Source organism: Thauera sp. DNT-1, assembly GCF_055393985.1.
The window spans coordinates 2,758,854-2,783,813 of sequence record NZ_AP043752.1 but is presented as its reverse complement, the minus strand read 5'-3'; the positions used below and the strand labels follow the sequence as shown (position 1 = coordinate 2,783,813).

Annotated in this window: 25 protein-coding genes; 10 read left to right on the top strand and 15 right to left on the bottom strand. The window is 67.4% G+C overall.

Annotation, left to right across the window (positions count from 1 at the left end; translation table 11 throughout):
* Window positions 1-6: 6 nt before the first annotated feature.
* From ACZ5PP_RS12805 to ACZ5PP_RS12790, 4 genes are all read left to right on the top strand, one after another.
* Window positions 7-429 carry a gamma-butyrobetaine hydroxylase family protein gene (locus ACZ5PP_RS12805; protein WP_004301640.1) on the top strand — a complete coding sequence of 141 codons (423 nt, stop codon included), beginning with the start codon at window positions 7-9 and terminating at the stop codon, window positions 427-429.
* A 7-nt stretch (window positions 430-436) separates the two neighbouring features.
* Complete coding sequence (gene ubiE, locus ACZ5PP_RS12800) at window positions 437-1,174, top strand: bifunctional demethylmenaquinone methyltransferase/2-methoxy-6-polyprenyl-1,4-benzoquinol methylase UbiE (protein ID WP_004301638.1); 738 nt, start codon at window positions 437-439, stop codon at window positions 1,172-1,174.
* An 18-nt stretch (window positions 1,175-1,192) separates the two neighbouring features.
* Window positions 1,193-2,077, top strand: coding sequence for a Tim44 domain-containing protein (locus ACZ5PP_RS12795; protein WP_464826109.1), 885 nt, complete (start codon window positions 1,193-1,195; stop codon window positions 2,075-2,077).
* A gap of 169 nt (window positions 2,078-2,246) precedes the next feature.
* Window positions 2,247-2,828: a ubiquinone biosynthesis accessory factor UbiJ gene (locus ACZ5PP_RS12790; protein ID WP_004301636.1), complete on the top strand. Its 582-nt coding sequence runs from the start codon at window positions 2,247-2,249 to the stop codon at window positions 2,826-2,828.
* Between the two features lie 134 nt (window positions 2,829-2,962).
* Here ACZ5PP_RS12790 and ltrA read toward each other — a convergent pair whose 3' ends face one another.
* The 15 genes from ltrA to ACZ5PP_RS12715 form a co-directional block, all read right to left on the bottom strand.
* Window positions 2,963-4,219 carry a group II intron reverse transcriptase/maturase gene (ltrA, locus tag ACZ5PP_RS12785; protein WP_464826108.1) on the bottom strand — a complete coding sequence of 419 codons (1,257 nt, stop codon included), beginning with the start codon at window positions 4,217-4,219 and terminating at the stop codon, window positions 2,963-2,965.
* Between the two features lie 632 nt (window positions 4,220-4,851).
* Entirely contained in the window at window positions 4,852-5,277 is a 426-nt protein-coding gene (locus ACZ5PP_RS12780) for a F0F1 ATP synthase subunit epsilon (RefSeq protein ID WP_004301635.1), read from the bottom strand.
* A 54-nt stretch (window positions 5,278-5,331) separates the two neighbouring features.
* On the bottom strand, window positions 5,332-6,732 hold the full coding sequence (atpD, locus tag ACZ5PP_RS12775; RefSeq protein WP_004301634.1) for a F0F1 ATP synthase subunit beta: 1,401 nt from the start codon (window positions 6,730-6,732) through the stop codon (window positions 5,332-5,334).
* A gap of 26 nt (window positions 6,733-6,758) precedes the next feature.
* Window positions 6,759-7,628 carry a F0F1 ATP synthase subunit gamma gene (gene atpG / locus ACZ5PP_RS12770; RefSeq protein ID WP_004301632.1) on the bottom strand — a complete coding sequence of 290 codons (870 nt, stop codon included), beginning with the start codon at window positions 7,626-7,628 and terminating at the stop codon, window positions 6,759-6,761.
* Between the two features lie 21 nt (window positions 7,629-7,649).
* Window positions 7,650-9,188 (bottom strand): F0F1 ATP synthase subunit alpha, encoded by a 1,539-nt coding sequence (atpA, locus tag ACZ5PP_RS12765; protein ID WP_004301630.1) that lies wholly within the window; start codon window positions 9,186-9,188, stop codon window positions 7,650-7,652.
* Window positions 9,189-9,202: 14 nt separating this feature from the next.
* Window positions 9,203-9,736: a F0F1 ATP synthase subunit delta gene (locus tag ACZ5PP_RS12760; protein WP_004301629.1), complete on the bottom strand. Its 534-nt coding sequence runs from the start codon at window positions 9,734-9,736 to the stop codon at window positions 9,203-9,205.
* Between the two features lie 3 nt (window positions 9,737-9,739).
* A complete protein-coding gene (locus ACZ5PP_RS12755; RefSeq protein ID WP_012584301.1) occupies window positions 9,740-10,213 on the bottom strand; it encodes a F0F1 ATP synthase subunit B in 474 nt (157 codons plus the stop codon).
* 47 nt (window positions 10,214-10,260) lie between these two features.
* Window positions 10,261-10,506: a F0F1 ATP synthase subunit C gene (gene atpE / locus ACZ5PP_RS12750; RefSeq protein WP_002925444.1), complete on the bottom strand. Its 246-nt coding sequence runs from the start codon at window positions 10,504-10,506 to the stop codon at window positions 10,261-10,263.
* Window positions 10,507-10,572: 66 nt separating this feature from the next.
* Entirely contained in the window at window positions 10,573-11,424 is an 852-nt protein-coding gene (gene atpB / locus ACZ5PP_RS12745) for a F0F1 ATP synthase subunit A (RefSeq protein WP_004301627.1), read from the bottom strand.
* A 2-nt stretch (window positions 11,425-11,426) separates the two neighbouring features.
* The gene (locus ACZ5PP_RS12740; RefSeq protein ID WP_004301624.1) at window positions 11,427-11,768 is read right to left on the bottom strand and encodes an ATP synthase subunit I; all 342 of its coding nucleotides are present in this window, start codon (window positions 11,766-11,768) and stop codon (window positions 11,427-11,429) included.
* A 281-nt stretch (window positions 11,769-12,049) separates the two neighbouring features.
* Window positions 12,050-12,901 (bottom strand): ParB/RepB/Spo0J family partition protein, encoded by an 852-nt coding sequence (locus tag ACZ5PP_RS12735; protein WP_004301623.1) that lies wholly within the window; start codon window positions 12,899-12,901, stop codon window positions 12,050-12,052.
* A gap of 14 nt (window positions 12,902-12,915) precedes the next feature.
* The gene (locus ACZ5PP_RS12730) at window positions 12,916-13,686 is read right to left on the bottom strand and encodes a ParA family protein (RefSeq protein WP_004301621.1); all 771 of its coding nucleotides are present in this window, start codon (window positions 13,684-13,686) and stop codon (window positions 12,916-12,918) included.
* A gap of 107 nt (window positions 13,687-13,793) precedes the next feature.
* The gene (gene rsmG, locus ACZ5PP_RS12725) at window positions 13,794-14,447 is read right to left on the bottom strand and encodes a 16S rRNA (guanine(527)-N(7))-methyltransferase RsmG (RefSeq protein ID WP_004301620.1); all 654 of its coding nucleotides are present in this window, start codon (window positions 14,445-14,447) and stop codon (window positions 13,794-13,796) included.
* Between the two features lie 79 nt (window positions 14,448-14,526).
* On the bottom strand, window positions 14,527-16,485 hold the full coding sequence (gene mnmG, locus ACZ5PP_RS12720; RefSeq protein ID WP_464826107.1) for a tRNA uridine-5-carboxymethylaminomethyl(34) synthesis enzyme MnmG: 1,959 nt from the start codon (window positions 16,483-16,485) through the stop codon (window positions 14,527-14,529).
* Window positions 16,486-16,598: 113 nt separating this feature from the next.
* On the bottom strand, window positions 16,599-17,723 hold the full coding sequence (locus tag ACZ5PP_RS12715; protein ID WP_004301616.1) for a substrate-binding domain-containing protein: 1,125 nt from the start codon (window positions 17,721-17,723) through the stop codon (window positions 16,599-16,601).
* A 240-nt stretch (window positions 17,724-17,963) separates the two neighbouring features.
* Here ACZ5PP_RS12715 and ACZ5PP_RS12710 point away from each other — a divergent pair, with 240 nt between their 5' ends.
* From ACZ5PP_RS12710 to ACZ5PP_RS12685, 6 genes are all read left to right on the top strand, one after another.
* A complete protein-coding gene (locus tag ACZ5PP_RS12710; RefSeq protein ID WP_273424341.1) occupies window positions 17,964-18,965 on the top strand; it encodes an XdhC family protein in 1,002 nt (333 codons plus the stop codon).
* Entirely contained in the window at window positions 18,941-19,549 is a 609-nt protein-coding gene (locus ACZ5PP_RS12705) for a nucleotidyltransferase family protein (protein WP_464826106.1), read from the top strand. The genes ACZ5PP_RS12710 and ACZ5PP_RS12705 overlap by 25 nt, the downstream gene beginning before the upstream one ends.
* A gap of 248 nt (window positions 19,550-19,797) precedes the next feature.
* Complete coding sequence (fdhD, locus tag ACZ5PP_RS12700) at window positions 19,798-20,616, top strand: formate dehydrogenase accessory sulfurtransferase FdhD (RefSeq protein WP_004301608.1); 819 nt, start codon at window positions 19,798-19,800, stop codon at window positions 20,614-20,616.
* A gap of 14 nt (window positions 20,617-20,630) precedes the next feature.
* Window positions 20,631-23,384 (top strand): molybdopterin-dependent oxidoreductase, encoded by a 2,754-nt coding sequence (locus tag ACZ5PP_RS12695; protein WP_004301606.1) that lies wholly within the window; start codon window positions 20,631-20,633, stop codon window positions 23,382-23,384.
* Window positions 23,381-24,028 (top strand): 4Fe-4S dicluster domain-containing protein, encoded by a 648-nt coding sequence (locus tag ACZ5PP_RS12690; protein WP_004301603.1) that lies wholly within the window; start codon window positions 23,381-23,383, stop codon window positions 24,026-24,028. The genes ACZ5PP_RS12695 and ACZ5PP_RS12690 overlap by 4 nt, the downstream gene beginning before the upstream one ends.
* On the top strand, window positions 24,028-24,933 hold the full coding sequence (locus tag ACZ5PP_RS12685; protein ID WP_012584298.1) for a DmsC/YnfH family molybdoenzyme membrane anchor subunit: 906 nt from the start codon (window positions 24,028-24,030) through the stop codon (window positions 24,931-24,933). Before ACZ5PP_RS12690 ends, ACZ5PP_RS12685 begins: the two co-directional genes overlap by 1 nt.
* The last annotated feature ends 27 nt before the right edge of the window (window positions 24,934-24,960 follow it).

The window sequence follows — 24,960 nt, the reverse complement described above, 5'->3', positions numbered from 1 at the left end:
GACGCCATGGCCGGACTCGACGAAAACACCCCGACGCCCACCGACATCATCGTCCATCGCGACCGCAAGACGCTCGAAGTCGCCTTCGACGACGGCAGCCGCTTCGAGCTGCCGTTCGAGTTCCTGCGCGTGTATTCCCCCTCGGCCGAGGTGCGCGGCCACGGCCCGGGACAGGAGACCCTGCAGCAGGGCAAGCGCGACGTCGACATCGTGGACCTCGCGCCGGTCGGCAACTATGCGATCAAGCCCACCTTCTCGGACGGCCACGACAGCGGCCTGTACTCCTGGGACTACCTGTTCGCGATCGGCCGCAACCAGGAAGAACTGTGGAACAACTATCTCGAGGCCCTCGAGCGTGCGGGCGGCACCCGCGACCCGTCCAAGGTCCCGCCCCCGCCGCCCAAGGGCGGCTGCGGCCACCATCACTGAGCAGATCATGAGCGACAAGACGACCCACTTCGGCTTCCAGACCGTGGCCGAGGAACAGAAGGAAAAGAAGGTCGCCGAGGTGTTTTCCTCGGTGGCGCAGAAGTACGACGTGATGAACGACCTCATGTCGTTCGGCCTGCATCGGCTGTGGAAGCACTTCACCATCCAGGTCTCCGATGTGCGCGAGGGCGACCGCGTACTCGACGTGGCAGGCGGCACCGCCGACCTTTCGCTCGCGTTCGCGAAGAAGGTCGGACGCAGCGGCCAGGTCTGGCTCACCGACATCAACCACGCGATGCTCGCTCGTGGCCGCGACCGCATGATCGACCACGGCTTCGCGATGCCGGCCGCGCAGTGCAACGGCGAGAAGCTGCCTTTCCCGGACGATTGGTTCGACTGCGTCACCGTGGCCTTCGGCCTGCGCAACATGACCCACAAGGACGTCGCACTCGCCGAGATGCGGCGCGTGCTGCGTCCGGGCGGACGCCTGCTGGTGCTCGAGTTCTCGCGCGTGTGGAAACCGCTGTCGCCGCTCTATGACCTATATTCCTTCAAGCTGCTGCCGTGGATGGGCCAGAAGGTCGCCAATGACGCGGACAGCTACCGCTACCTGGCCGAATCCATCCGCATGCATCCGGGCCAGGAAGAATTGAAGGCGATGATGGAACAAGCCGGCCTGTCGAGGGTCAATTACTTCAATCTCAGTGCGGGGGTGGTTGCCCTGCACCGCGGTTACAAGATCTGAACCAGGAGACCCCGACAGATGAAGCAGTTCTTCCTCAGCCTGATCGTCGCCGTGATGTCTTTCGGCTTCGTCGCCACCGAAGCCGAAGCCAAGCGCCTCGGCGGTGGCAGCAGCTTCGGCATGCAGCGACAAGCCACGCCACCTGCGCAGCGCCAGCCCTCGGCAACCCAGCAGCAGGCGCCCGCCGCCGGTGCAGCCAGCGCGGCTGCGCAGCCCAAACGTTCGTGGATGGGTCCGATCGCGGGCTTGGCCGCAGGTCTGGGCCTTGCTGCACTGTTCTCGGCCCTGGGCCTCGGCGAAGGCTTCGCCAACTTCGTCATGATCCTGCTCCTCGCCGCGGCGGCATTCTTCGTCTTCCGCCTGATCTTCAGGCGCGGAACGAACGCGGCCGCGCAACAGCCAGCGCGCGACCTGCAGTACGCCGGCGCACCTGCAGGCGCCGCGCAACAGGCCCGTCCGCAGCAGTTCGAGGCCGGTCGTCCGCTGGCCGGCGGCAGTGTCTCCGCCCAGAGCGGCCTCGACAAGGCGCTCGCCAGTGGCTTCGATGCCGAAGGCTTCGCCCGCCAGGCCAAGCTCAACTTCATCCGCCTGCAGGCTGCCAACGACGCCGGCAACCTGGACGATCTGCGCGAGTTCACCACCCCCGAAGTGTTCGCCGAGCTGTGCATGCAGGTCAACGAGCGCAAGGGTGCCGGGCAGCGTACGGACGTGATCGAGTTGAACGCCCAGGTGATCGACGTCGCCGAGGAGAACGATCGCTACGTCGTCAGCGTCCGGTTCAGCGGCCTGCTGCGCGAACAGGCCGAAGCCGCTCCGGAAGCCTTCGACGAGATCTGGCACCTGAGCAAGCCGCTCGCCGGCAGCGGCGGCTGGCTGATCGCGGGAATCCAGCAGTCGCAGTAAGCGATCGGGGGCACGAGCCTCGTGTCCCCCCGCTGCCGCGGGCCTGCCCGTGTCTCCCCGGAGGCATCGGCAGGCCCGCGGCATTTTCGGCGCCCCGCCCGCGACAGGATGCCTCACCGCTGCGTATCCTTGGCGAACCTCCCTCCAGCCCTTCTCCGGAGCCCCGATCATGATTTCGAGCCTGTTCCTCTCGGCCACCAACCATCTGCTGTCCCAGGCCGGCTGGGCTCGCCAGCGCCTGCAGCCGCACGCGGGACGCACGGCGCGGCTGGTCCTCAGCCCTGTGGCCGAGATCGACTTTTCCGTGACCAACGAGGGTCAGCTCGCCGAGTGGAGCGGTGAGGAAGCACCCGAGGTGAGCCTGCGCCTCGCGGTGGCCGACCTGCCGCGGCTGCTGGTGGACGGACTGGAGACGGCGATGCGCCACGTGCGCATCGAAGGCAACGCCGAACTCGCCGAGGCGCTCGGCTTCGTCTTCCGTCATCTGCGCTGGGATGCCGAGGAAGACCTGGCGCGGCTGTTCGGCGACATCGCCGCCCACCGCCTGGTGGAAGGAGGGCGCAAGGTCGTGGACGAGGGCCGCCGCAGCCTGGAGCGCGCGAGCGGGAACGTGGCCGAATACCTTACCGAGGAATCCACCCTGCTCGTTCCGCGCAAGGCCCTGCCCGCATTCGCCGAAGAGGTGGTGGCGTTGCGCGACGCCGTGGCGCGCCTGGACAAGCGCGTAGCGAGGCTGGAAAAGCGGCGCTGAGCAAGCGGTACGCGCACCCGGCTCGCATGTAGCGCGCGCCGCGCACCGAGCCCCGAAAACCGGATCGAGTAGGGGACGGGGTCACCCCCGTCGCCCTCTCACACCACCGTACGTGCGGTTCCGCATACGGCGGTTCATGAAAGACACTGGAGTCGTCGCGTCGTATCGAGCAGCGACACCAGCCCCAAACGATCAAAGAAGACTTTCGGGAAGGCCGCGTTCATGTGGCTAGCGCCACTGTTCCACCACGGCCCGCGTTGGTTGAACGCGGAGCGAAACGCCCGCTCCTCCTTCAGCCCCGCCTTCATCAGGTTTCTGGCGCGAGTATAAGGGCGCTTCCACTGCCGCCACAGGATGCAGCGCAGCTTGCGCCGGAGCCAACCGTCGATCTCTTCCAGCGCCCGCTTGGTCTCGGTCAGCTTGAAGTACGCTGCCCAACCCCGTAGCACCGGATTCAGTTCTTCGATCGTGCGCCGCACACTACGCCCCCTCGCACCTTTGAGCACCTCGCGAATCTTGTCCTCCAGCCGTTTCAGGCTAGTCGGCGCAATCCGCAGCTTCGGGGCCTTGTGCCAAGTCAGGCTGTAGCCCAGAAACTTCCGCTCCCACGGTCGTGCGACCGCGCTCTTGGCCTCGTTGACCGTGAGCTTGAGCCGCTCGGACAGAAACTGGGTAATACCGCCCAGGACACGCTCGCCTGCCGCCTGACTTCTGACGTAGATGTTGCAGTCGTCCGCATAGCGACAGAACGCGTGGCCCCGGCGCTCCAGCTCCCGATCCAATTCTGTCAGCAGAATGTTCGACAGCAGCGGACTCAAGGGGCCGCCTTGCGGCGTACCCTGCGTCCGCGGGCTGACGACGCCCTCTGCCATCATCCCCGCTTCCAGATACCGTCGGATCAGCTTCAGTACCCGCCCGTCCCCGATCTTCTTCGCCAACTTCGCCATCAGAATGTCGTGATTGACCCGGTCGAAGAACTTCTCCAGATCCATATCCACCACGACGCGACGACCTTGAGCCACATACCGCTGCGCCGCCTTGACCGCCTGATGGGCAGATCGCCCCGGTCGGAAGCCGTAGCTCGACTCGGAGAACGCCACCTCGAAGATCGGTGAGAGCACCTGATGCAACGCTTGCTGGATCAGTCGATCCGTCAGCGTCGGTATGCCGAGCGTCCTCATCCCGCCTTGGGGCTTCGGAATATCCACCCGGCGCACCGCTTGCGGGATGTACGTCCCCGCCAGCAGCTTGGCCTTGATCGTCGGCCAGTGTTGCTGCAGATGAGCCTTGAACTCGGATACCCCGATGCCATCGACACCGGCTGCACCCTTGTTGCGGATCACCCGCTCGTACGCAAGCCACAGGTTGCCGCGCTCACACACGGCTTCCATCAGCCCGCTTGCCCGCTCCAACTCCGCTTTCGTCCGCTCAACGTCCGCCGACTCCACCTCGACACGCAGCCCAGCCCCCTCCGGATACCGTCCGGAATCCGCTGCCTGCGCCCCATCTGGCCGATGGGCTTCTGTCTTCCTCGGCTTCATCGAGAAACGTTCGCCTACTCGCGTTCTTCCATGTTCAGCCCTTCGCCCCATCCCGGCGGCTACTATGGCCTCTGCTGACTTCCTCACGCGCATCCCAACGCCTCACGACGTCAGTAGCACAACGGCACCCGTGAGGATCTCCCCGGGTATGACGCACCCACCTTCACGCTTATACCTGTCGGATATACGTCACAGCGTTCCGTGCAAGTTTCGGGCTTTGACAATATTGGCCGCCTCACCCCGCTGCAGCGCCTCCTATCCGCTTCCTGTTCGTCAGGCCAGCGCTTTGCCTTCGGCTTCCTCCAGATTCGCAGTTACCCGCGACACCCTTGCCGTTCAGCTAACTCTTCCCCTTGCCGGGCGAGTAGAGGACTTTCACCTCCAAGTGAGTGCGCCCTGCCGGGCGCACCAAAAAAAAAAGCAGCTCGACGTGAGCTGCTTTCGGGATGTCGAACGCGCCGGCGGACCGGCGCGCTCCGGTCTCAGTGACCGCGCTTGCGCAGGCGCTGGATCGCGGCGAGCTGCGCCACCGCTTCCATGAGCTCGGCCTGGGCCTTGGCATAGTCCAGACGCGCGGTCTGGTTCGCCATGGTTTCCTCAGCCTTGCGCTTGGCTTCGAGCGCCTTCGCCTCGTCGAGGTCCTTGCCGCGGATCGCGGTGTCGGCGAGCACCGTCACCAGACCCGGTTGAACCTCCAGCAGGCCTCCCGCGACGAAGATCAGCTCTTCCTCGGTCGCGTTTTGGGCACGCACGCGCACGGCACCCGGCTTGATCCGGGTCATCAGCGGCATGTGACCGGGCAGGATGCCCAGCTCGCCCGCTTCGCCCGGCAATGCGACAAACTCGGCCAGCCCGGAGAAGATCTGCTCTTCCGCGCTGACGATGTCGACATGAACCGTCATAGCCATTGTGTTTCCCCTTGATGTCCCGCACGCCGCTTGCACGACGCGCGGGCGGCCTCGTTACTGGAGCTTCTTCGCCTTCTCGATGGCCTCGTCGATGTTGCCGACCATGTAGAAGGCCTGTTCAGGCAGGCTGTCCAGTTCGCCGGAGACGATCATCTTGAAGCCCTTGATCGTGTCCTTGAGCGAGACGTACTTGCCCGGCGAGCCGGTAAACACTTCCGCAACGTGGAAGGGCTGCGACAGGAAACGCTGGATCTTGCGCGCGCGTGCCACCGACAGCTTGTCTTCCGGCGACAGCTCGTCCATGCCCAGAATCGCGATGATGTCGCGCAGTTCCTTGTACTTCTGCAGCGTCATCTGAACCTGACGCGCCACGTTGTAGTGCTCTTCACCCACGACCAGCGGATCGAGCTGGCGCGAGGTGGAGTCGAGCGGATCGACGGCCGGGTAGATACCCAGGGCAGCGATGTCACGCGACAGCACGACGGTGGAGTCGAGGTGCAGGAAGGTGGTGGCAGGCGACGGGTCGGTCAAGTCGTCCGCAGGCACATACACGGCCTGGATCGAGGTGATCGAACCGACCTTGGTGGAGGTGATGCGCTCCTGCAGGCGGCCCATTTCTTCGGCCAGCGTCGGCTGGTAACCCACCGCGGACGGCATACGCCCCAGGAGCGCGGACACTTCGGTACCGGCCAGGGTGTAGCGGTAGATGTTATCCACGAAGAACAGGATGTCGCGGCCTTCGTCCCGGAAGCGCTCGGCCATGGTCAGGCCGGTCAGCGCCACGCGCAGACGGTTGCCCGGGGGCTCGTTCATCTGACCGAACACCATCGCGACCTTGTCGAGAACGTTGGAGTCCTTCATCTCGTGGTAGAAGTCGTTACCCTCACGAGTACGCTCACCCACGCCAGCGAACACCGACAGACCGGAGTGCTGCTTCGCGATGTTGTTGATCAGCTCCATCATGTTCACGGTCTTGCCGACGCCGGCGCCACCGAACAGACCCACCTTGCCGCCCTTGGCGAACGGGCAGATCAGGTCGATAACCTTGATGCCGGTCTCGAGCAGTTCCACCGACGGCGACAGCTCGTCGAACTTCGGCGCCTTCTGGTGAATGGCACGCAGCTCGTCGGTCTCGATCGGGCCGGCGTCGTCGATCGGGCGACCCAGCACGTCCATGATGCGGCCGAGCGTACCCATGCCGACAGGCACGGAAATCTGCGTGCCCGTGTTCGCAACCTTCATCCCGCGGCGCAGGCCGTCGGAAGAACCCATCGCAATGGTGCGCACCACGCCATCACCGAGCTGCTGCTGAACCTCGAAGGTCAGGTTCGCTTCGGCGAAGGAGTCGGCCACGTCCTCGAGCTTCAGGGCGTCATATACCTTGGGCATCGAATCACGCGGGAACTGGATGTCCACCACGGCGCCGATGCACTGAACGATCGTACCTTGACTCATCGTCATATCCTTAATTCAATAATGCCTTACACCGCGGCGGCGCCGCCGACGATTTCCGACAGCTCCTTGGTGATTGCGGCCTGACGGGTCTTGTTATAGACCAGCTGCAGTTCGCCTATCACGTTCTTGGCATTGTCGGACGCGGCCTTCATCGCCACCATGCGCGCACTCTGTTCGGATGCCATGTTCTCAGCCACAGCCTGGTACACCAGCGCCTCGACGTAGCGCACCAGCAGCTCGTCGATGACGACCTGCGGGTCCGGCTCGTAGAGGTAGTCCCAGGAGCTCTCCGGCGTACCCAGCTGTTCGCCGGTGAGCGGCAGAAGCTGCTCGAGCACCGGCTCCTGCTTCATCGTGTTGATGAAACGGGTGTAAGCCACGTAAACCGCGTCGAGCTCGTCGTTCTGGAACGCATCGAGCATGACCTTGACCGGACCGATCAGCTTTTCCAGGTGCGGCGTGTCACCCAGCTGGGTGACGTTCGACACCACCTTGACGCCCATGCGCTGCATGAAGCCCAGACCCTTGTTGCCGATGGCGCAGGCACGGATCTCGGTCACGCCCGAGGACTCCCAGTCCTTCATGGCGTTGAGCGCAATACGCTGGACGTTGGTGTTGAGGCCACCGCACAAGCCCTTGTCGGTGGTCACCAGGATCAGGCCCACCCGCTTGACCTGGTCCTTGCGGACCAGGAAGGGGTGCTTGTAGTCGGTCACATTGGCCTGGGACAGGTTCGCGGCGAGTCGGCGGATCTTTTCGGCAAAGGGGCGGGCGCTACGCATCCGGTCCTGCGCCTTGCGCATCTTGGATGCAGCCACCATCTCCATGGCCTTGGTGATCTTGCGCGTGTTTTGCACGCTCTTGATCTTGGTACGGATTTCCTTACCGCTAGCCATATTCCGTCTCCCTCGCCGGCCTTAAGCCCAGCTCTTCTTGAACTCGGCGATCGCGGCAGCCAGGGACTTTTCGCCTTCGGCGTCGAGTTCCTTCTTGCTCAGGATCGAGGAGACCAGGGCGGCCTGCTTGGTCTTGACGAACTGGATCATCGCGGACTCGAAAGCCAGCACGCGACCCACGTCGACATCGTCGAAGTAGCCGTTGTTCACCGCGTACAGAACGATGGCCATGTCGGCGATCGACATCGGCGAGTACTGGGCCTGCTTCATCAGCTCGGTGACGCGGCGGCCGCGCTCCAGCTGCTTGCGCGTGGCATCGTCCAGGTCGGAGGCGAACTGGGCGAACGCAGCGAGTTCGCGATACTGTGCGAGGTCGGTACGGATACCGCCGGAGAGCTTCTTGACGACCTTGGTCTGAGCTGCACCACCGACGCGGGACACCGAGATACCGGCGTTGATCGCGGGACGGATACCGGCGTTGAAGAGGTCGGTCTCGAGGAAGATCTGGCCGTCGGTAATCGAGATCACGTTGGTCGGAACGAACGCGGACACGTCGCCGGCCTGGGTCTCGATGACCGGCAGCGCAGTCAGCGAACCGGTCTTGCCCTTGACCTCGCCGTTGGTGAACTTCTCGACGTAGTCGGCGTTGACGCGTGCGGCACGCTCGAGCAGACGGGAGTGCAGGTAGAACACATCGCCCGGGTAGGCTTCACGGCCAGGCGGACGGCGCAGCAGCAGCGAAACCTGGCGATACGCCCAGGCCTGCTTGGTGAGGTCGTCGTAGACGATCAGCGCGTCCATGCCGCGGTCGCGGAAGTACTCGCCCATGGTGCAGCCGGCGTAGGCAGCCAGATACTGCATGGCGGCCGACTCCGACGCGGTGGCGGCGACGACGATGGTGTATTCCATCGCGCCGTTCTCTTCGAGCTTGCGCACGACGTTCGCGACAGTCGAGGCCTTCTGGCCGATGGCCACGTACACGCAGTACATGTCCTGGCCCTTCTGGTTGATGATCGCGTCGACCGCGACGGCGGTCTTGCCGGTCTGGCGGTCGCCGATGATCAGCTCGCGCTGGCCACGACCGATCGGCACCATCGAGTCGACCGACTTCAGACCGGTCTGCACCGGCTGCGAAACGGACTGACGGGCGATGACGCCCGGCGCGACCTTTTCGATCTTGTCGGTAAGCTTGGCGTTGATCGGGCCCTTGCCGTCGATCGGCTGGCCGAGCGCGTTCACGACGCGGCCGATCAGCTCGGGGCCGACCGGAACTTCGAGAATGCGGCCGGTGGCCTTGACGGTGTCGCCTTCGGTGATGTGCTCGTATTCGCCGAGCACCACGGCGCCGACGGAGTCGCGCTCGAGGTTGAGCGCCATGCCGAAGGTGTTGCCGGGGAACTCCAGCATTTCGCCCTGCATGACGTCGGTCAGGCCATGAACGCGGGTGATGCCGTCGGTGACGGAGACCACCGTACCCTCGTTGCGCGACGTGGCGGCGAGCTGCAGGTTCTGGATCCGGCTCTTGATCAGATCGCTGATTTCAGAGGGGTTGAGTTGCATAGACATTTATGCTCCTAGTTCTTTAGCGCAGCGGCCATGTTCGCGAGCTTGCCGCGGACCGAGGCGTCGATGACTTCGTCGCCGACGGCGATGCGGACCCCACCGATCAGTTCGGGGTCGATACTGACGGAGACATTGACGGCGGCCTTGAAGCGGGCTTCGAGGTCGGCCTTCAATGCGGCCAGAGCGGCATCGTCGAGCGGGAAGGCGGAGGCGATTTGCGCCTCCCGGACGCCTTCGTGTTCGTTCTTGAGAGCAACGAACAGGTCACGGATCTCCGGAAGCACCTGCAGACGTTCGCTTTCCACGAGGACGCGGACGAAATTCTGCTGTTCGGCGGTCAGGTCACCCGAGACACCCAACACGAGCTGGCAGAGCTGCTCGGCGGACAGTTTGGGATCGTTGAAGCACGCCTTCATGCCGGAATCGGCCGCCACGAGGGCAAGCCGATCCAGCGCTTCCGACCAAGGCCCCAGCGCACCTGCCCCGCGAGCCAGCTCGAAGGCGGCATCCGCATAGGGGCGCGCGATGGTGACGTTCTCGGCCATGACTTATTGCAGTTCCTGTTTCAGGTTGGCAAGCAGCTTCGCGTGCACCTTGGCGTCGATCTCGCGGCGCAGGATCTTCTCCGCGCCGGCGACGGCCAGATGGGCGACCTGGTCGCGCAGGGCTTCCTTGGCACGCTGCGTGGCGGCACCGGCTTCGTGCTCGGCGGCCTCGCGCGCGGCGGCAATGATGCGACTGGCTTCGGCGCGGGCCTCGTCGATCAGCTGGCTCGCCTGCTTTTCAGCGGAGGTCCGCACATCACCCGCGGATTCGCGGGCCTTGCGCAGTTCCTCGACGACCTTCTTCTCGGCGAGTGCCAGATCGGCCTTGGCCTTGTCCGCAGCTGCCAGCCCGTCTGCGATCTTGTTCGCACGCTCGTCCAGCGCCTTCACGATGGGCGGCCACACGAATTTCATCGTGAACCACGCCAGAATGAAGAACACAACGAGCTGGGCTATCAGGGTTGCGTTCAAATTCACGGTTCTTGGCCCTCAGGTTGGTTCAAAAAAGGATGAACTCGAACCGATCAGAGCTGGAACGGGTTGGCGAAGGCGAACATCATGGCGATACCGACACCGATCAGGAACGCGGCGTCGATCAGACCGGCCAGGAGGAACATCTTGGTCTGCAGGGCGTTCATCAGCTCGGGCTGGCGAGCCGACGCCTCGAGGTACTTGGAACCCATGATGCCGATACCGATACAAGCACCGATCGCACCCAGACCGATGATCAGACCAGCAGCCAGAGCAACAAAACCCAGAACGTTTTCCATGACGACTCCTTAGTGGGGAAGTAAGTTTAAAAACCAGGTACTACGCTGAAGGTGAAACCGAAACTCTTAGTGGCTCTCGTGCGCCTGACCGACATACACCAGAGTCAGCATCATGAAGATGAAGGCCTGGAGGGTGATGATCAGGATATGGAAGATCGCCCAGATCGAACCCGCGATCACGTGACCGAGGAAGCCGAACACGGTGGCGGTGCTGCCCAGCAGCGCGATCAGGATGAAGATCAGCTCGCCGGCGTACATGTTGCCGAACAGTCGCATGCCGTGCGAGACGGTCTTGGCGACGAACTCGATGATCTGCATCGCGAAGTTGATCGGATACAGCAGCGGATGGCTGCCGAAGGGAGCGGTGAAGAGCTCGTGCACCCAGCCACCGACACCCTTGATCTTGATGTTGTAGTAGAGACACAGCAGCAACACGCCGGTGGACATGCCGAGCGTCGCGGAGAGGTCGGCGGTCGCCACCACACGCATGTAGGCGTGGGCGGGGTCGCCACCACCGGCGGCGTACATGCCTTCCCAGATGCGCGGCAGCAGATCGACCGGCAGCAGATCCATCGCGTTCATCAGGAAGATCCACACGAACACGGTCAGCGCGAGCGGCGCGACGAAGCGGCGCGACTCGGCGCTATGGACGATACCCTTGGCTTGGTCGGCCACCATGTCGACTAGGATCTCGACGATTCCCTGGAAGCGCCCCGGAACGCCCGAGGTCGCCTTGCGCGCGGCAAGCCAGAGCAGGAAGACGGTGAGCGCACCGATCACGATCGAATAGAACATCGAATCGAGGTTGATGACGCTCCAGTCGATGATGTTTTCTTGCGCGTGTCCGGTGTTGTTGAGGTGCGTCAGGTGGTGAATGACGTACTCGGATGCGGTGGGGGCGTGCCCTTCTGTAGCCATGGTCAGGTCTTTACCAAAAATGCAAACAAATTCGCCTTAAGCGCCAGGATGAGACCGACCAGCATGCCCCCCCAATGGAGGTCAGGATAGACGGCCCACACCAGCACCAACAATCCCACGATCGAGGCGATCTTGAGGAACTCGCCTGCGACGAAGGCAGTCACACTCGCCGTACCGGACCTGCGCGTGATCGCCGCGAGGCGCAACGCGAACAGACCGCTCGGCAGCACGCATGCCAGTCCTGCTCCTGCGGCGGAGACCGCTCCGCTGACGCCGAAGAGCGCGCCCGATAGGGCCGCTGCGACGAGCGTCGCGATCACCTGCAGTATGACAGCTTTAAGCATCCGGTGTTATCGCGTGCGCGTCTGAGACGCCGGCGACCGCCTGAAATCCCGCGGATGGTAGGGGTTTACCGCAGCAAAGTCAAACCTTGGATGCGCTGCAACAAGGGTAAATGCATTGCTGTTGTATCTTATAGAAGACATAACATAACGAGCCTTCGCCATTGCGGTCACGCGGCCCCGGAGGAAACGCATGGAGGGGCGCGCATCCGCCTCGGCAAACGCGGTGATCAGTGTGAGGAAAGGCCGGCCGCAGGGCGGCGCCGGTCTGCGTCCGGGATGAGTCAGCGCAGCCTGCCGAGCACGCCGTCCAGCTGGTCGAGGCTGCCGAAACGGATCGTGAGCTCGCCAGCACCGTTCTTGTTGGCCTTGATCTTGACCGTCGCGCCGATCGCGTCCGCGATCTCCTCTTCCAGGCGCAGCAGGTCGCGGTCGGGCGGCGGCACAGGCTTCTTCTGGCGCGGGTTCAGGATCTGCTGTACCAGCCGTTCGGTGTCGCGCACGGAAAGCTGGCGCGCGGCGACCTGGTTGCCGAGCTGGATCTGACTGGCGGCGTCGAGCGGCAGCAGCGCGCGCGCATGACCCATGTCGAGGTCACCCGCCATCAACAGCTCCTGCACCGGTTTGGCGAGATTGAGCAGGCGCAGCAGGTTCGACGCCGCGGGGCGTGAGCGGCCGACCGCGTCGGCGGCCTGCTGGTGGGTCATGTCGAACTCGTCGATCAGGCGCTGGATGCCGCCGGCCTCTTCGAGCGGATTGAGGTCCTCGCGCTGGATGTTCTCGATCAGCGACATCGCCAGCGCGGCCTCGTCGGGTATCTCGCGCACCAGGCAGGGGACCTCGGCCAGCCCGGCGATCTGCGAAGCACGCCAGCGCCGTTCGCCGGCGATGATCTCGTAGGCGTCCTCGCCCACCGGACGCACCATGATCGGCTGCATCACGCCCTGGGCCTTGATCGAGGCCGCGAGTTCCTCCAGCGAACCCGGATCCATGCGCGTGCGTGGCTGGTACTTGCCGGGCTGCAAGGCGATCGTGGGCAAGGACTGCAGTTCGCCCTTCTCGGCCTCCTCTTCCTGGTTCGCGGCCAGCAGCGCGTCGAGTCCGCGGCCGAGGCCCTTGAGTCTGGGTTTGTTCATGTCGGCTCCGGAATTCAGAAGATCTTCGCGCGCTCGATCATCTCGTGCGCGAAGGCCATGTAGGCCTGCGCACCCTTGGCGGACTTGTCGAACACCACACCAGGCATGCCGTGGCTGGGCGCCTCGGCCAGGCGCACGTTGCGCGGCACGATGGCGCGGAAGACCTTGTCGCCGAAGTGACCCTCGAGCTGGTTCGAGACCTGCTGCTGCAGGGTCACGCGCGGGTCGAACATCACCCGCAGCAGGCCGATGATCTTGAGGTCGCGGTTGAGGTTGGCATGCACCTTCTTGATCGTGTTGACCAGGTCCGAAAGCCCCTCGAGCGCGTAGTACTCGCACTGCATCGGGATGATCACCCCGGTGGCGCAGCACAGGCCGTTGAGGGTCAGCATCGACAGCGAGGGCGGGCAGTCGATGAGGACGAAGTCGTAGTCGTCGACGAAGGCGGCGAGCGCGTTGCGCAGGCGCTTCTCGCGCTGGTCGAGGTTGACCAGCTCGACCTCGGCGCCGGCGAGGTCCCGATTGGCCGGCAGCACGTCGTAGCCGCCGGTGGGCGAGGCCACCCGCACCCCGGCGAGGTCGACCATGCCCACCAGCAGGTGATACACCGAACTCTTCAGGTCGCGCTTGTCGACCCCGCTGCCCATGGTGGCGTTGCCCTGCGGATCGAGGTCGATCAGCAGCACGCGCTGCCCGGCCTGGTGCAGGGCGGCGGCGAGATTGACGCAGGTGGTGGTCTTGCCCACCCCGCCCTTCTGGTTGGCGACGCAGAATATCTTGGCCATGTCGGTTCAGGCTGTTCCGGTTGGAAGGCTCGCACACACGGTGCAAACCCTGGAGTGTACTTCAATGCGGCGATGCAGCATGCACGACGCTTCTCAGGGCCGCAGTGTCACGCCCGCCGGATGACCAGCAGATGACGCTCGGCGCCCAGCCCCGGCACCGTGAGCGCATGGGTCTCCGCCACCGCCCAGCCCGCAGGCAGCGCGGCGATCTCGTCGACCGGATTCACGCCTTTCATCGCGTACAGCGCGCCGCCCTCGGCGACGAGGTGGCCGGACAGCGCGACGAAATCCGCCAGGCTGGAGAAGGCCCGCGAGATCGCGCCTTCCGGCGCGCCGCCGGGCAGCGACTGCGGCCGAACCTGCTCGACGCGCTGGTTCAGCACGCTGAAGTTGTCCAGCCCGAGCTCGATCTTCGCCTGCTGCTGGAAGCTCGCCTTCTTGCCCACGGTCTCGATCGAGGACACCACCAGCCCGGGGCGCACGATCGCCAGCACCACGCCCGGCAGGCCGCCCCCGGAGCCGATGTCGGCGAGCCGGTTCACCGCCTCCAGCTGCGGCAGCACCGCGAGCGAGTCGAGCAGGTGGTGAGTGATCAGCTCCTGCGGCGAGCGGATCGCCGTGAGGTTGTAGACCTTGTTCCACTTCAGCAGCAGCTCGCCGAAGGCGAGCAGGCGGTCGATGGTCTCCTGCGGGAGGGCGAGGCCGAGCGCGGCGATGCCGTCGGCGAGCCGGGCGGCGTAAGGCTGCAGGCGCCCGCTCACTGCAATTCTCTCCCGTCGCGATGCGAGCTCTTCCCCATGGAAGCTGTGCGCTTGCCTTCCGGCCGCCATACGAGCGCGCTCATGCCGCCGGCCTCCGTGCCACGTCGTCGCCCGCGTCCGCAGGCGCCGCAAGCTCGGGCGCCACAGCGCCCGCGCGCGCCGCCAAGTCGCGGCGCTTGAGCCACACCAGCAGCAGCGAGATCGCCGCCGGGGTCACGCCCTGGATACGGCCGGCCTGGCCGATGGTCTCGGGCTTGTGCTGGTTGAGCTTCTGCTGCACTTCCTTGGACAGGCCGCGCACCTGGGCGTAGTCGAGGCCAACCGGCAAGCGCGTGGCCTCGGCCTGCATCTGCTTCGTGACCTCGTCCTGCTGGCGGTCGATGTAGCCCTGGTACTTGGCGGCGATCTCGATCTGCTCGATCACCTGCGCGTCGGTCTCGCGCTCGTCCGGCGCGCCGGGCAGGCTCATCAGCGAGGCGTAACTGGTCTCCGGCCGGCGCAGCAGCTCGAAGTAGCGCTGCTCGCGCTCGAGCGCCTTGCCGAGCACGCGCTGCTGGTCCTCGGCCGGAATCGCCTCCGGCCGCGCCCACGCCGCCTTCAGCTGCGCCGTGCCACGCTCGATGGCCTCGCGCTTGGCGCAGAAGGCGGCCCAGCGCACGTCGTCGACCAGGCCCAACTCGCGGCCCTTCCCGGTCAGGCGCAGGTCGGCGTTGTCCTCGCGCAAGCTGAGGCGGTACTCGGCGCGCGAGGTGAACATGCGGTAGGGCTCGGACACGCCGCGGGTGATCAGGTCGTCCACCAGCACGCCCAGGTAGGCCTCGTCGCGGCGCGGGCACCAAGGCTCGCGCCCCTGCACCTGCAGCGCGGCGTTGGCGCCGGCGAGCAGGCCCTGAGCGGCGGCCTCCTCGTAGCCGGTGGTGCCGTTGATCTGGCCGGCGAAGAAGAGCCCGCCGATCGACTTGGTCTCCAGGCTGGACTTGAGGTTGCGCGGGTCGAAGTAGTCGTACTCGATGGCGTAGCCGGGGCGCAGGATGTGGGCGTTCTCCAGGCCGCGGATGCTGCGCACGATCTGCAGCTGCACGTCGAAGGGTAGCGAGGTGGAGATGCCGTTGGGGTAGATCTCGTGCGTTTCCAGGCCCTCGGGCTCGAGGAAGATGTTGTGGCTGTCCTTGTCTGCGAAGCGGTGGATCTTGTCCTCGATCGACGGACAGTAGCGCGGCCCCACGCCCTCGATCACGCCGGAATACATCGGCGAGCGGTCGAGGTTGGCGCGGATCACGTCATGCGTGCGCTCGTTGGTCTGCGTCATCCAGCACGGCAGCTGGCGCAGGTGCTGCGCGGCATGGCCGAGGAAGCTGAACACCGGCACCGGATCGTCGCCCGGCTGCACCGTCATCACCGAGAAGTCGATCGTGCGCGCGTCCAGCCGCGGCGGCGTGCCGGTCTTCAGGCGCCCCTGCGGCAGCGCCAGCTCCTTGAGCCGCGCCCCGAGCGAGATCGCCGGCGGGTCGCCCGCGCGCCCGGCGGAGTAGTTCTGCATCCCCACATGCACCAGGCCGTTGAGGAAGGTGCCCGCGGTCAGCACCACCGCCGGCGCCTCGAAGCGCAGGCCGATCTGGGTGACCACGCCGGTGACGCGGTCGCCGACCACGGTGAGATCGTCCACCGCCTGCTGGAACAGCCACAGGTTCGGCTGGTTCTCCAGCCGCCGGCGGATCGCCGCCTTGTACAGCACGCGGTCGGCCTGGGCGCGGGTGGCGCGCACCGCCGGGCCCTTGGACGCGTTGAGGATGCGGAACTGGATGCCGCCCTCGTCGGTGGCCGCCGCCATCGCGCCGCCGAGCGCATCGACCTCCTTCACCAGGTGGCCCTTGCCGATGCCGCCGATCGAGGGGTTGCAGCTCATCGCCCCGAGCGTCTCGATGTTGTGGGTGAGCAGCAGCGTGGCCGCGCCCATGCGCGCCGCGGCGAGCGCAGCCTCGGTCCCGGCGTGACCGCCGCCGACCACGATGACATCGAAACGGGTGGGATAGAGCATGGCGCGCTCCGTGCTGCAATGCGTGAACAAGGGGCAGGATTCTACGCGCTTCGGACGCGAGCGGCCAGGTTCCGCGCTAATGTTTCACGGAAAATTGCAATTCAAACATCAGCTTATTGCTTTCCTTCGCGAGCGTTTCCACGCCCCCCGAAGCGCCACCACGGCAGCACCCGGCTCATCGACAGCACCTCGCCGCTCTGCATCGGCGCGTAGCCGGGCAGGTCGGCCAGGCGCTGCTGCCATGCGGCGGTGCGCAGCAGCGCGAGCAGGGCGCGGGTGGCGTCGTGCTCCAGGGTGGACTTGAGGCAGGCGAGGAAGTAGGCCTCTTCGACCAGCGGCACGAAGTCCAGTCCGCGGCCGCGCGCGCTCGCCTCGATGCCGAAGCCGGCGTCGGCCTGACCGCTCGCCACCGCCTGCGCGACCGCGGCGTGCGAGGGTTCGTCATTGGCGTAGCCCTCGATCGCGGCGGGCGCGAGGCCGAGCTCGCCGAGCAGCTCGTCGAAAATCACCCGCGTGCCGGTGCCGCGCGCGCGATTGACGAAGCGCACGCCGGGGCGCGCGAGGTCGGCGAGGCCGTGCAGGCCGCGCGGATTGCCGCGTGCCACGATCAGGCCCTGGCTGCGGCGGGCGAAGCCGATCAGCTTGTGCAGGCCGGGGCGCAGCAGCGGCTTGTAGGTGCGCTGCGAGTGTGACGACGACCCCCGCGAGCCCGGCACCGCCGGCAGGCGCACGTGGAAGCCGGCCATGGTGCAGCGGCCCTCGTTCAATGCGCGGATCGCATCGACGCTGCCGGTGAAGCGGATGTCCAGGTGCAGGCCGCGGGTCCGCGCCTCCTCGCCGAGCGCGGCGAGCGCCTCGTCGTGGCTGGCGTGGAAGGACAGCACATGCACCGAATCGTCGAAGGCGATCGCGAAGGCGCGCTCGAGGTCGGCGCGCAGCGCCTCGATCTGCGGCAACAGGCGAGCCTGCACCTGGCGCTCGGCGAGCAGCAGCTTGGCGCCGAACTCGGACAGGCGCGCGGCCTGGCCCTTCTCCCACAGGATCAGCGGCTGGCCGAGCTCGAGCTCCCAGCGCTTGAGCTCGCCCCAAACGTGGCGGTAGGAGAGGTCCAGCACACGCGCGGCGGCGGAGATCGAGCCCTGCTCGCGCACCGCCTGCAGGAGGTCGAGCAGGGGATTGTGGAGCGGCGCCGACCCCGTGTCCGCGCCGAGTACGTAGTTCAGCCTGATCCTGCGCATCTGCCGCCCGCTCTCCGTGTCTGCCGCCATCGTGGCGGCCTCGTGCGAGGTTAGCGCAAGCGCGTCGTCCGCGGCGAGCCCGCGCCCCCGGGGCATAAGGCCTGGCCGAGACGAAACCGGACGTCCCGCTGCTGTGCTTTTCAATTTGCAAGGGCCCGGCACCCTGCTACACTTCGAAGTGTAATTGTTTGAACTCCAATAGTTAGCGTGTCTAACATTTTCCTTTCCCGAGGAACCGACATGGACAGCGTCAATCTCGAGACCTTGCGCCAAGCCGTCGCCTGGCAGGCGGCCGGACTGCCGGTCACGCTCGCGACGGTGGTGCGCACCTGGGGCTCCTCGCCGCGACCCGAAGGCGCGTTGCTGGCGATCTGCGGCGACGGACGCCTGGCCGGCTCGGTCTCCGGCGGCTGCATCGAGGACGACCTGAGTGATCGCCTGCGCACGCAATGGCTCGAGCGCCCGGAGCTCGTCACCTACGGCATCACCGCGGACCAGACCCGGCGCTTCCAGCTACCCTGCGGCGGCTCGCTGAGCCTGGTGCTCGAGCCGCTGCACGCCGGCAGCCGGCTCGCCGAGGCGCTCGCGCGCATCGAGCGCGGCGAACTGCTCGCACGCCGGCTGAGCCTCGCCACGGGCGCCGTGGAACTGCTCGACTCCGTCCCGGACACCGCGGTGGTGTTCGACGGCTCCCGGCTCACCGCGGCCTTCGGGCCGCGCTGGCGCATGCTGATCGTCGGCGCCGGCCAGCTCTCCGCCTATCTCGCCCAGTTCGCGCTCGCCCTCGACTACCGCGTCACGCTCAGCGAGCCGCGCGAGGAATACCGCGCGAGCTGGACGCTGCCCGGCGTGGAGATCACCACCGAGATGCCCGACGACGCGGTCGCCGCGATGCGCCCCGACCGCCGCAGCGTGATCCTCGCCGCCGCCCACGATCCCAAGCTCGACGACCTCGCCCTCATCGACGCGCTGCACAGCGACGCCTTCTACATCGGCGCAGTGGGCTCGCGCGCAACCAGCGCCGCCCGCCGCGAGCGCCTGCGCCTGTTCGACCTCGACGACGCGCAGATCGCCCGCCTGCATGCACCGGCAGGCCTGCCGCTGGGCAGCCGCACGCCGCCCGAGATCGCGCTCGCGATCGTCGCCGACCTCACCGCACGCCGCAACGGCACGAGCCTGACGGCCGCAGTCGCACGCCCGGCGACGGAGTCCGCCGCATGCCCGCTCGCACGCGCGGCCTGATCGTCGGCATCCTGCTCGCCGCCGGTGCCGGCAGCCGCTTCGGCGGCGGCAAGCTCGTCGCCCGCCTGGCCGACGGCCGCGGCGTGGCCGCGACCACCTGCGCCCGCCTGCTGCCGGCCGTCGACTTGGTGGTGGCGGTCGTTCCCGCCCAGCCCGGCACGCTCGAGGACGAGCTGCGTGCGGCGGGTGCCGAGGTGGTTCGCTGTGGCGCCGAGCACCCCGGCATGGGCGTCAGCATCGCCTGTGGCGTGGCCGCCACCGCCGATGCCGCAGGCTGGCTGGTCGCGCTCGGCGACATGCCGCTGGTGCCCACCGCCCAGCACCGCCTGGTCGCCGACGCGCTGCGCTCCGGCGCCGCCATCGCCGCCCCCGTCTGCCGGGGCCGCCGCGGCCATCCGGTAGGCTTCGCCGCGCGCTTCGGTGACGAGCTGCGCGCCCTCGCCGGCGACGAAGGCGCACGCGCACTGCTCGCTCGCCACCGTGGGGCGCTGGTCGAACTCGCTGTCGACAACGACGCCAGCTGGCTGGACATCGACACGCCGTCCGACCTGGCCGCCGTGAATCACCGCCTCGGCAGCCACTGAACGCCCGCCCCTCGCACGGCAAGCACGGACCGCCCGGGCTCCCGCCGCACCCATCCTATGCAAAATCCCCCATAGCGAAGCAACACGAGCAATCTTATTCGTGGATATCTAACTATCTGCAACGTCATGATTTAACTTGACTTTATAATTTTGTGATACGCAGATATTGATTTCTTGATATTTTTTTGTATCATTAAGTCAAGCCGCTGCACGACCCTCTTGCGGCTCCTTCCCGACAGGAGGTCCCCATGCTCGACCACCCTTCCCCCGCAAGCGGCGCGCACCGCAGCTACGGCGTCGAACGCCGGGGCACCGACTCCGCGATCCTCGGCGAGGACGCGGTCGCCGAAGAGGCGCCGGTCGCCCTCGTCTATAACGGCTTCTCCCACGCGGTGATGCTCGCCACCCCGCAGGATCTCGAGGACTTCGCGCTCGGCTTCACGCTCAGCGAGGGCATCGCCGCGAGCGCGCGCGAGCTCCACGACATCGACGTGGTGGAGCACGCCCTCGGCTGCGAGGTGCGCATGGCGCTCGCCAGCGAGCGCTTCGCCGCCATGCGCGAACGCCGCCGCGCGCTCGCCGGGCGCACCGGCTGCGGCCTGTGCGGCATCGAGAGCCTCGCCCAGTTGCAGCGCCCGCTGCCGCCCGCCCGCCTCGCCGACACCGCGATCCAGCCCGGCGCGCTCGAGCGCGCCCAGGCTGAGCTCGCCGCGTTGCAGCCGCTGTTCCAGCTCACCGGCGCGGTGCATGCGGCGGCGTGGTGCCGGCGCGACGGCAGCGTCGCGCTGGTGCGCGAGGACGTCGGCCGCCACAACGCGCTCGACAAGCTCATCGGCGCGATCGCCACGCGCGGCTGCGGCTTCGACGACGGCTTCGTGCTGATGACCAGCCGCGCCAGCTACGAGATCGTGCAGAAGGCCGCCACCGTCGGCATCGCCGCGATCGCCGCGCTCTCGGCGCCGACCGGCATGGCGGTGCGCCTGGCCGAGGCCGCGGGCGTCACCCTGGTCGGCTTCGCGCGCGGCCACCGCCACAGCGTCTACACCCACCCGCAACGCATGCACTGAGCGAGGAGTCCGCGATGACCGCCGCCACCGCCCGCAACGAACGCAAGATTCCGAGCTACTGCTACAACTGCGTCGCCGGCCCCGACTTCATGACCGTCAAGGTGATCGACGGCGTGGCCACCGAGATCGAACCCAATTTCGCCGCCGCCGACGTGCATCCCGCGCGCGGACGCGTATGCGTGAAGGCGCACGGCCTGGTGCAGAAGACCTACAACCCGCACCGCATCCTGCAGCCGATGAAGCGCACCAACCCGAAGAAGGGGCGCAACGAGGATCCGGGCTTCGTACCGATCTCCTGGGACGAGGCGCTCGATACCATCGCCGCCCGCCTCGCCGCGGTGCGCGAGAAGGGCCTCGTCGACGACTCCGGCCTGCCGCGCGTGGCGGCCAGCTTCGGCCATGGCGGCACGCCGGCGATGTACATGGGCACCCTGCCCGCCTTCCTCGCCGCCTGGGGGCCGATCGACTTCAGCTTCGGCTCCGGCCAGGGCGTCAAGTGCGTGCATTCCGAGCACCTCTACGGCGAGTTCTGGCACCGCGCCTTCACCGTCGCCGCGGACACGCCCAACTGCCGCTACGTGATCTCGATCGGCAGCAACGTCGACGCCTCCGGCGGCCCGTGCGCGGTCACCCGCCACGCCGACGCGCGCGTGCGCGGCTACAAGCGCGTGCAGGTCGAGCCCCACCTGTCGATCACCGGCGCCTGTGCGTCCGAGTGGGTGCCGATCCGCCCCAAGACCGACCCCGCCTTCATGTTCGCGCTGATCCACGTGCTGGTGTGCGAGCACGGCCTCGGGCAGCTCGACCTGCCCTTCCTGCGCGACCGCACGTCCTCGCCCTACCTGGTCGGCCCCGACGGTCTCTACCTGCGCGCCCCCGACAGCGCGAAGCCGCTGGTGTGGGATCCCGCCGCCGGCCGCGCCGTGCCCTTCGACACCCCGGGCGTCGAGCCCGCGCTCGAGGGCCGCTTCCGCGTCGCCGCCGCGGTGACCGTGGATGCCGACGACGCCCGCCATGCGCTCGCCGACGTGGAGGGCGCACCCGCCCACACGATGCTGGTCGAGCACATGCGCAAATACACGCCGGAGTGGGCGGAGGGCATCTGCGACGTGCCTGCGGCCACCATCCGCCGCATCGCGGGCGAGTACCTCGAGAACGCGCAGGTCGGCGCCACCATCGAGGTGGACGGCGCCACCCTGCCGCTGCGCCCGGTCGCGGTCACCCTCGGCAAGTCGGTGAATAACGGCTGGGGCGCCTTCGAGTGCTGCTGGGCGCGCACGGTGCTCGCCACCCTGGTGGGCGCGCTCGAGGTGCCGGGCGGTACCCTCGGCACCACGGTGCGGCTGAACCGCCCGCACGACGACCGCCACCTTAGCGTCGCCGCTGGCGAGGACGGCTTCATGGCGCAGAAATTCAACCCCACCGACAAGGAGCACTGGGTCGCCCGGCCCACCGGCCGCAACGCCCACCGCACCCTGGTGCCGATCGTCGGCAACTCGGCATGGAGCCAGGCGCTCGGCCCCACCCAGCTGGCGTGGATGTTCCAGCGCGAGGTGCCGCGCGACTTCAACATGCCCAAGCCGACCCTGCCCGACATCTGGTTCATCTACCGCTCCAACCCGGCGATCTCGTTCTGGGACACGCCCAGCCTGGTGGAGACGATCGCCACCTTCCCCTTCACCGTGTCCTTCGCCTACACGGTGGACGAGACCAACTTCTTCGCCGACCTGCTGCTGCCCGAGGCCACCGACCTCGAATCCCTGCAGATGATCAAGGTCGGCGGCACCAAGTTCGTCGAGCAGTTCTGGACCGCGCGCGGCGTGGTGCTGCGCCAGCCGGCGGTCGAGCCGCAGGGCGAGGCGCGCGACTTCACCTGGATCAGCACCGAGCTGGCGCGCCGCACCGGCCTGCTCGAGCCCTACAACAAGGCGATCAACCGCGGCGCCGGCGGCGTCTCGCCGCTCGCCGGCGAGGGCTACGACTTCAGCCTCGACCCCACGCGCACGCACGACGTGGACACGATCTGGGACGCCATCTGCCGCGCGGCGAGCACCGATCTCTCGCAGGGGCAGGAGACCCACGACCTCGCCTGGTTCAAGGAGCACGGCTTCTACACCGTGCCGATGCCGCAGCGCTCGTGGTACCTCACCCCCACCCTGGCCGAGAAGGGCCTGCGCTACGAGCTGCCCTACCAGGAGCGCCTGCTGCGCATCGGCCGCGAGCTCGGCAACCGCCTGCACGAGCACGACATGCACTGGTGGGACACCCAGCTCTCCGAATACACCGCCCTGCCCGAATGGCACGACGTTCCCGGGCGCTGGGAGCAGGCCCTGGTCGACAGCGGCGCGAAGCCCGAGGACTACCCGCTGTGGCTGCTCGCCACCAAGAGCATGCAGTACCACACCGGCGGCAACGTCAGCATCGCGCTGATGCGCGAGGTGGCGCAGAACGTGCGGGGCCACGCCGGGGTGATCATGAACGCCAACACCGCCAGGCGCCTCGGCATCGCCGACGGCGACCGCGTCGAGATCCGCTCGCACATCGGCGCCACCTACGGCAAGGCGGTGCTCGCCCACGGCATCCGCCCCGACACCCTGGTCATCCCGGGCCAGTTCGACCACTGGGCCACCCCGGTCGCCAAGGATTTCGGCATGCCCAGCCTCAACACCGTGGCGCCGATGTCGCTCGAACTCACCGACGCCACCGGCTCGGGCGCCGACATCGTGCGCGTGGCGATCCGCCGTCTCGAAGGGAGCACCGTGCAATGACCCGCTATGTGATGAGCATCGACCTGCGCCGCTGCGTGGGCTGCCAGACCTGTACCGCGGCGTGCAAGAACGCCAACGCCACCCCGCCCGGCGTGCAGTGGCGCCGCGTGCTCGACCTCGAGACCGGCGAGTTCCCCGACGTGCGCCGCAGCTTCCTGCCGACGGCCTGCATGCACTGCGCCGAGCCGCCGTGCGCGGCGGTCTGCCCCACCGAGGCGACGCAGAAGCGCCGCGACGGCCTGGTCACCATCGACTACGACGTGTGCATCGGCTGCGCCAACTGCGTGATGGCCTGTCCCTACGAGGCGCGCTCGATCGTGCACGAAGCGCGCTTCGCCTACGGCGAGCAGCCGATCGCCTCCGAGGCGATCCGCTTCGACCCGTCGCGCATCTCGGTGGCGACCAAGTGTTCTTTCTGCAAGGAACGCATCGACGCCGCCGCGGCGAGCGGACGCATCCCCGGGCGCGACCCCGAGGTCACCCCGGCCTGCGTCAACTCCTGCATCTCGGGCGCGATGGTCTTCGGCGACATCGACGACCCCGACAGCGCGGTCAGCCGCCTGCTCGCAAAAACCCAGCACTTCCACATGCACGAGGAGCTCGGCACCGGGCCGAGCGTCTATTACATCTGGGATCACGCCTGATGAAACCGAACCGTTCCCCCCTCCCCGGCCAGCCCGCACCCCGCCTGCAGCAGCACTGGGACTGGCGCGCCGCCGGCAACTTCATCTGCGGCGGCAGCGGCGGCGGGCTCGTGCTGTTCGCCGGGCTCGCCGGCCTCGCCGGTGTCGAGGTGCGCCCGCAACTCGCCGCCGGCCTGCTCCTCGTCGCCCTCGGGCTGCTGTGCGTCTGGTTCGAGATCGGCCGACCGTGGCGCGCGCTCAACGTCTTCCGTCACATCCGCAGCTCGTGGATGACGCGCGAGGCCTCGGTCGCACTGGCGCTGTTCGGCGCGGGCGTGCTCGCCCTCTACACCGCCCACCCCGCCGCGCAGGCACTCGCCGGGCTGTGCGGCCTCGCCTTCGTCTACGCCCAGGCGCGCATCCTCGCCGCCGACAAGGGCATCCCCGCCTGGCGCCATGCGCGCTGCGCGCCGCTGGTACTGGGCACCGGACTGGCCGAGGGCGCGGGCCTGATCGCCACCACCCTGGCGGGCGGGCTGCAGATCGCCGCCGCGATGGCCCTCGTGCTCGCCCTGTGCGCCCGCCTGCTGCTGTGGAGACGCTACCTCGACGGCCTGCGCGCCGATCGCGCCCCGGCCCCCAGCGTGCAGGCCTTCGAGGCGATCGCGGCGCGCATGGTGCGCGTCGGCCACCTGCTGCCGGCTGGGCTCGCGCTGCTCGCCGCGGCGGGCATCCTCGCCGGCGTGCCCGGCGCGGGCAGCGCGCTCGCCGCGGCGGGTCTGCTGGCTGCCGGCGCCGGCTGGTGGTTCAAATACACCCTGATCCGTCGCGCCGCCTTCACCCAGGGCATCGCGCTCAAGCATCACCCCGTGCGCGGCGGCAAGCCCGCCGGCCTCGCCAGCGCACCCCGCCTCGGCAACGCCTGAGCGGCCATGCGGGCGGGCGCCTCACAG

Bases quoted from the DNA above. Each gene is read 5' to 3' on its own strand.
- ACZ5PP_RS12805 (WP_004301640.1), top strand. From the start codon at position 7: ATGGCCGGACTCGACGAAAACACCCCGACGCCCACCGACATCATCGTC.
- ubiE (WP_004301638.1), top strand. From the start codon at position 437: ATGAGCGACAAGACGACCCACTTCGGCTTCCAGACCGTGGCCGAGGAA.
- ACZ5PP_RS12795 (WP_464826109.1), top strand. From the start codon at position 1,193: ATGAAGCAGTTCTTCCTCAGCCTGATCGTCGCCGTGATGTCTTTCGGC.
- ACZ5PP_RS12790 (WP_004301636.1), top strand. From the start codon at position 2,247: ATGATTTCGAGCCTGTTCCTCTCGGCCACCAACCATCTGCTGTCCCAG.
- ltrA (WP_464826108.1), bottom strand. From the start codon at position 4,219: ATGGAAGCCGTGTGTGAGCGCGGCAACCTGTGGCTTGCGTACGAGCGG.
- ACZ5PP_RS12780 (WP_004301635.1), bottom strand. From the start codon at position 5,277: ATGGCTATGACGGTTCATGTCGACATCGTCAGCGCGGAAGAGCAGATC.
- atpD (WP_004301634.1), bottom strand. From the start codon at position 6,732: ATGAGTCAAGGTACGATCGTTCAGTGCATCGGCGCCGTGGTGGACATC.
- atpG (WP_004301632.1), bottom strand. From the start codon at position 7,628: ATGGCTAGCGGTAAGGAAATCCGTACCAAGATCAAGAGCGTGCAAAAC.
- atpA (WP_004301630.1), bottom strand. From the start codon at position 9,188: ATGCAACTCAACCCCTCTGAAATCAGCGATCTGATCAAGAGCCGGATC.
- ACZ5PP_RS12760 (WP_004301629.1), bottom strand. From the start codon at position 9,736: ATGGCCGAGAACGTCACCATCGCGCGCCCCTATGCGGATGCCGCCTTC.
- atpE (WP_002925444.1), bottom strand. From the start codon at position 10,506: ATGGAAAACGTTCTGGGTTTTGTTGCTCTGGCTGCTGGTCTGATCATC.
- atpB (WP_004301627.1), bottom strand. From the start codon at position 11,424: ATGGCTACAGAAGGGCACGCCCCCACCGCATCCGAGTACGTCATTCAC.
- ACZ5PP_RS12740 (WP_004301624.1), bottom strand. From the start codon at position 11,768: ATGCTTAAAGCTGTCATACTGCAGGTGATCGCGACGCTCGTCGCAGCG.
- ACZ5PP_RS12735 (WP_004301623.1), bottom strand. From the start codon at position 12,901: ATGAACAAACCCAGACTCAAGGGCCTCGGCCGCGGACTCGACGCGCTG.
- ACZ5PP_RS12730 (WP_004301621.1), bottom strand. From the start codon at position 13,686: ATGGCCAAGATATTCTGCGTCGCCAACCAGAAGGGCGGGGTGGGCAAG.
- mnmG (WP_464826107.1), bottom strand. From the start codon at position 16,485: ATGCTCTATCCCACCCGTTTCGATGTCATCGTGGTCGGCGGCGGTCAC.
- ACZ5PP_RS12715 (WP_004301616.1), bottom strand. From the start codon at position 17,723: ATGCGCAGGATCAGGCTGAACTACGTACTCGGCGCGGACACGGGGTCG.
- ACZ5PP_RS12710 (WP_273424341.1), top strand. From the start codon at position 17,964: ATGGACAGCGTCAATCTCGAGACCTTGCGCCAAGCCGTCGCCTGGCAG.
- ACZ5PP_RS12705 (WP_464826106.1), top strand. From the start codon at position 18,941: ATGCCCGCTCGCACGCGCGGCCTGATCGTCGGCATCCTGCTCGCCGCC.
- fdhD (WP_004301608.1), top strand. From the start codon at position 19,798: ATGCTCGACCACCCTTCCCCCGCAAGCGGCGCGCACCGCAGCTACGGC.
- ACZ5PP_RS12695 (WP_004301606.1), top strand. From the start codon at position 20,631: ATGACCGCCGCCACCGCCCGCAACGAACGCAAGATTCCGAGCTACTGC.
- ACZ5PP_RS12690 (WP_004301603.1), top strand. From the start codon at position 23,381: ATGACCCGCTATGTGATGAGCATCGACCTGCGCCGCTGCGTGGGCTGC.
- ACZ5PP_RS12685 (WP_012584298.1), top strand. From the start codon at position 24,028: ATGAAACCGAACCGTTCCCCCCTCCCCGGCCAGCCCGCACCCCGCCTG.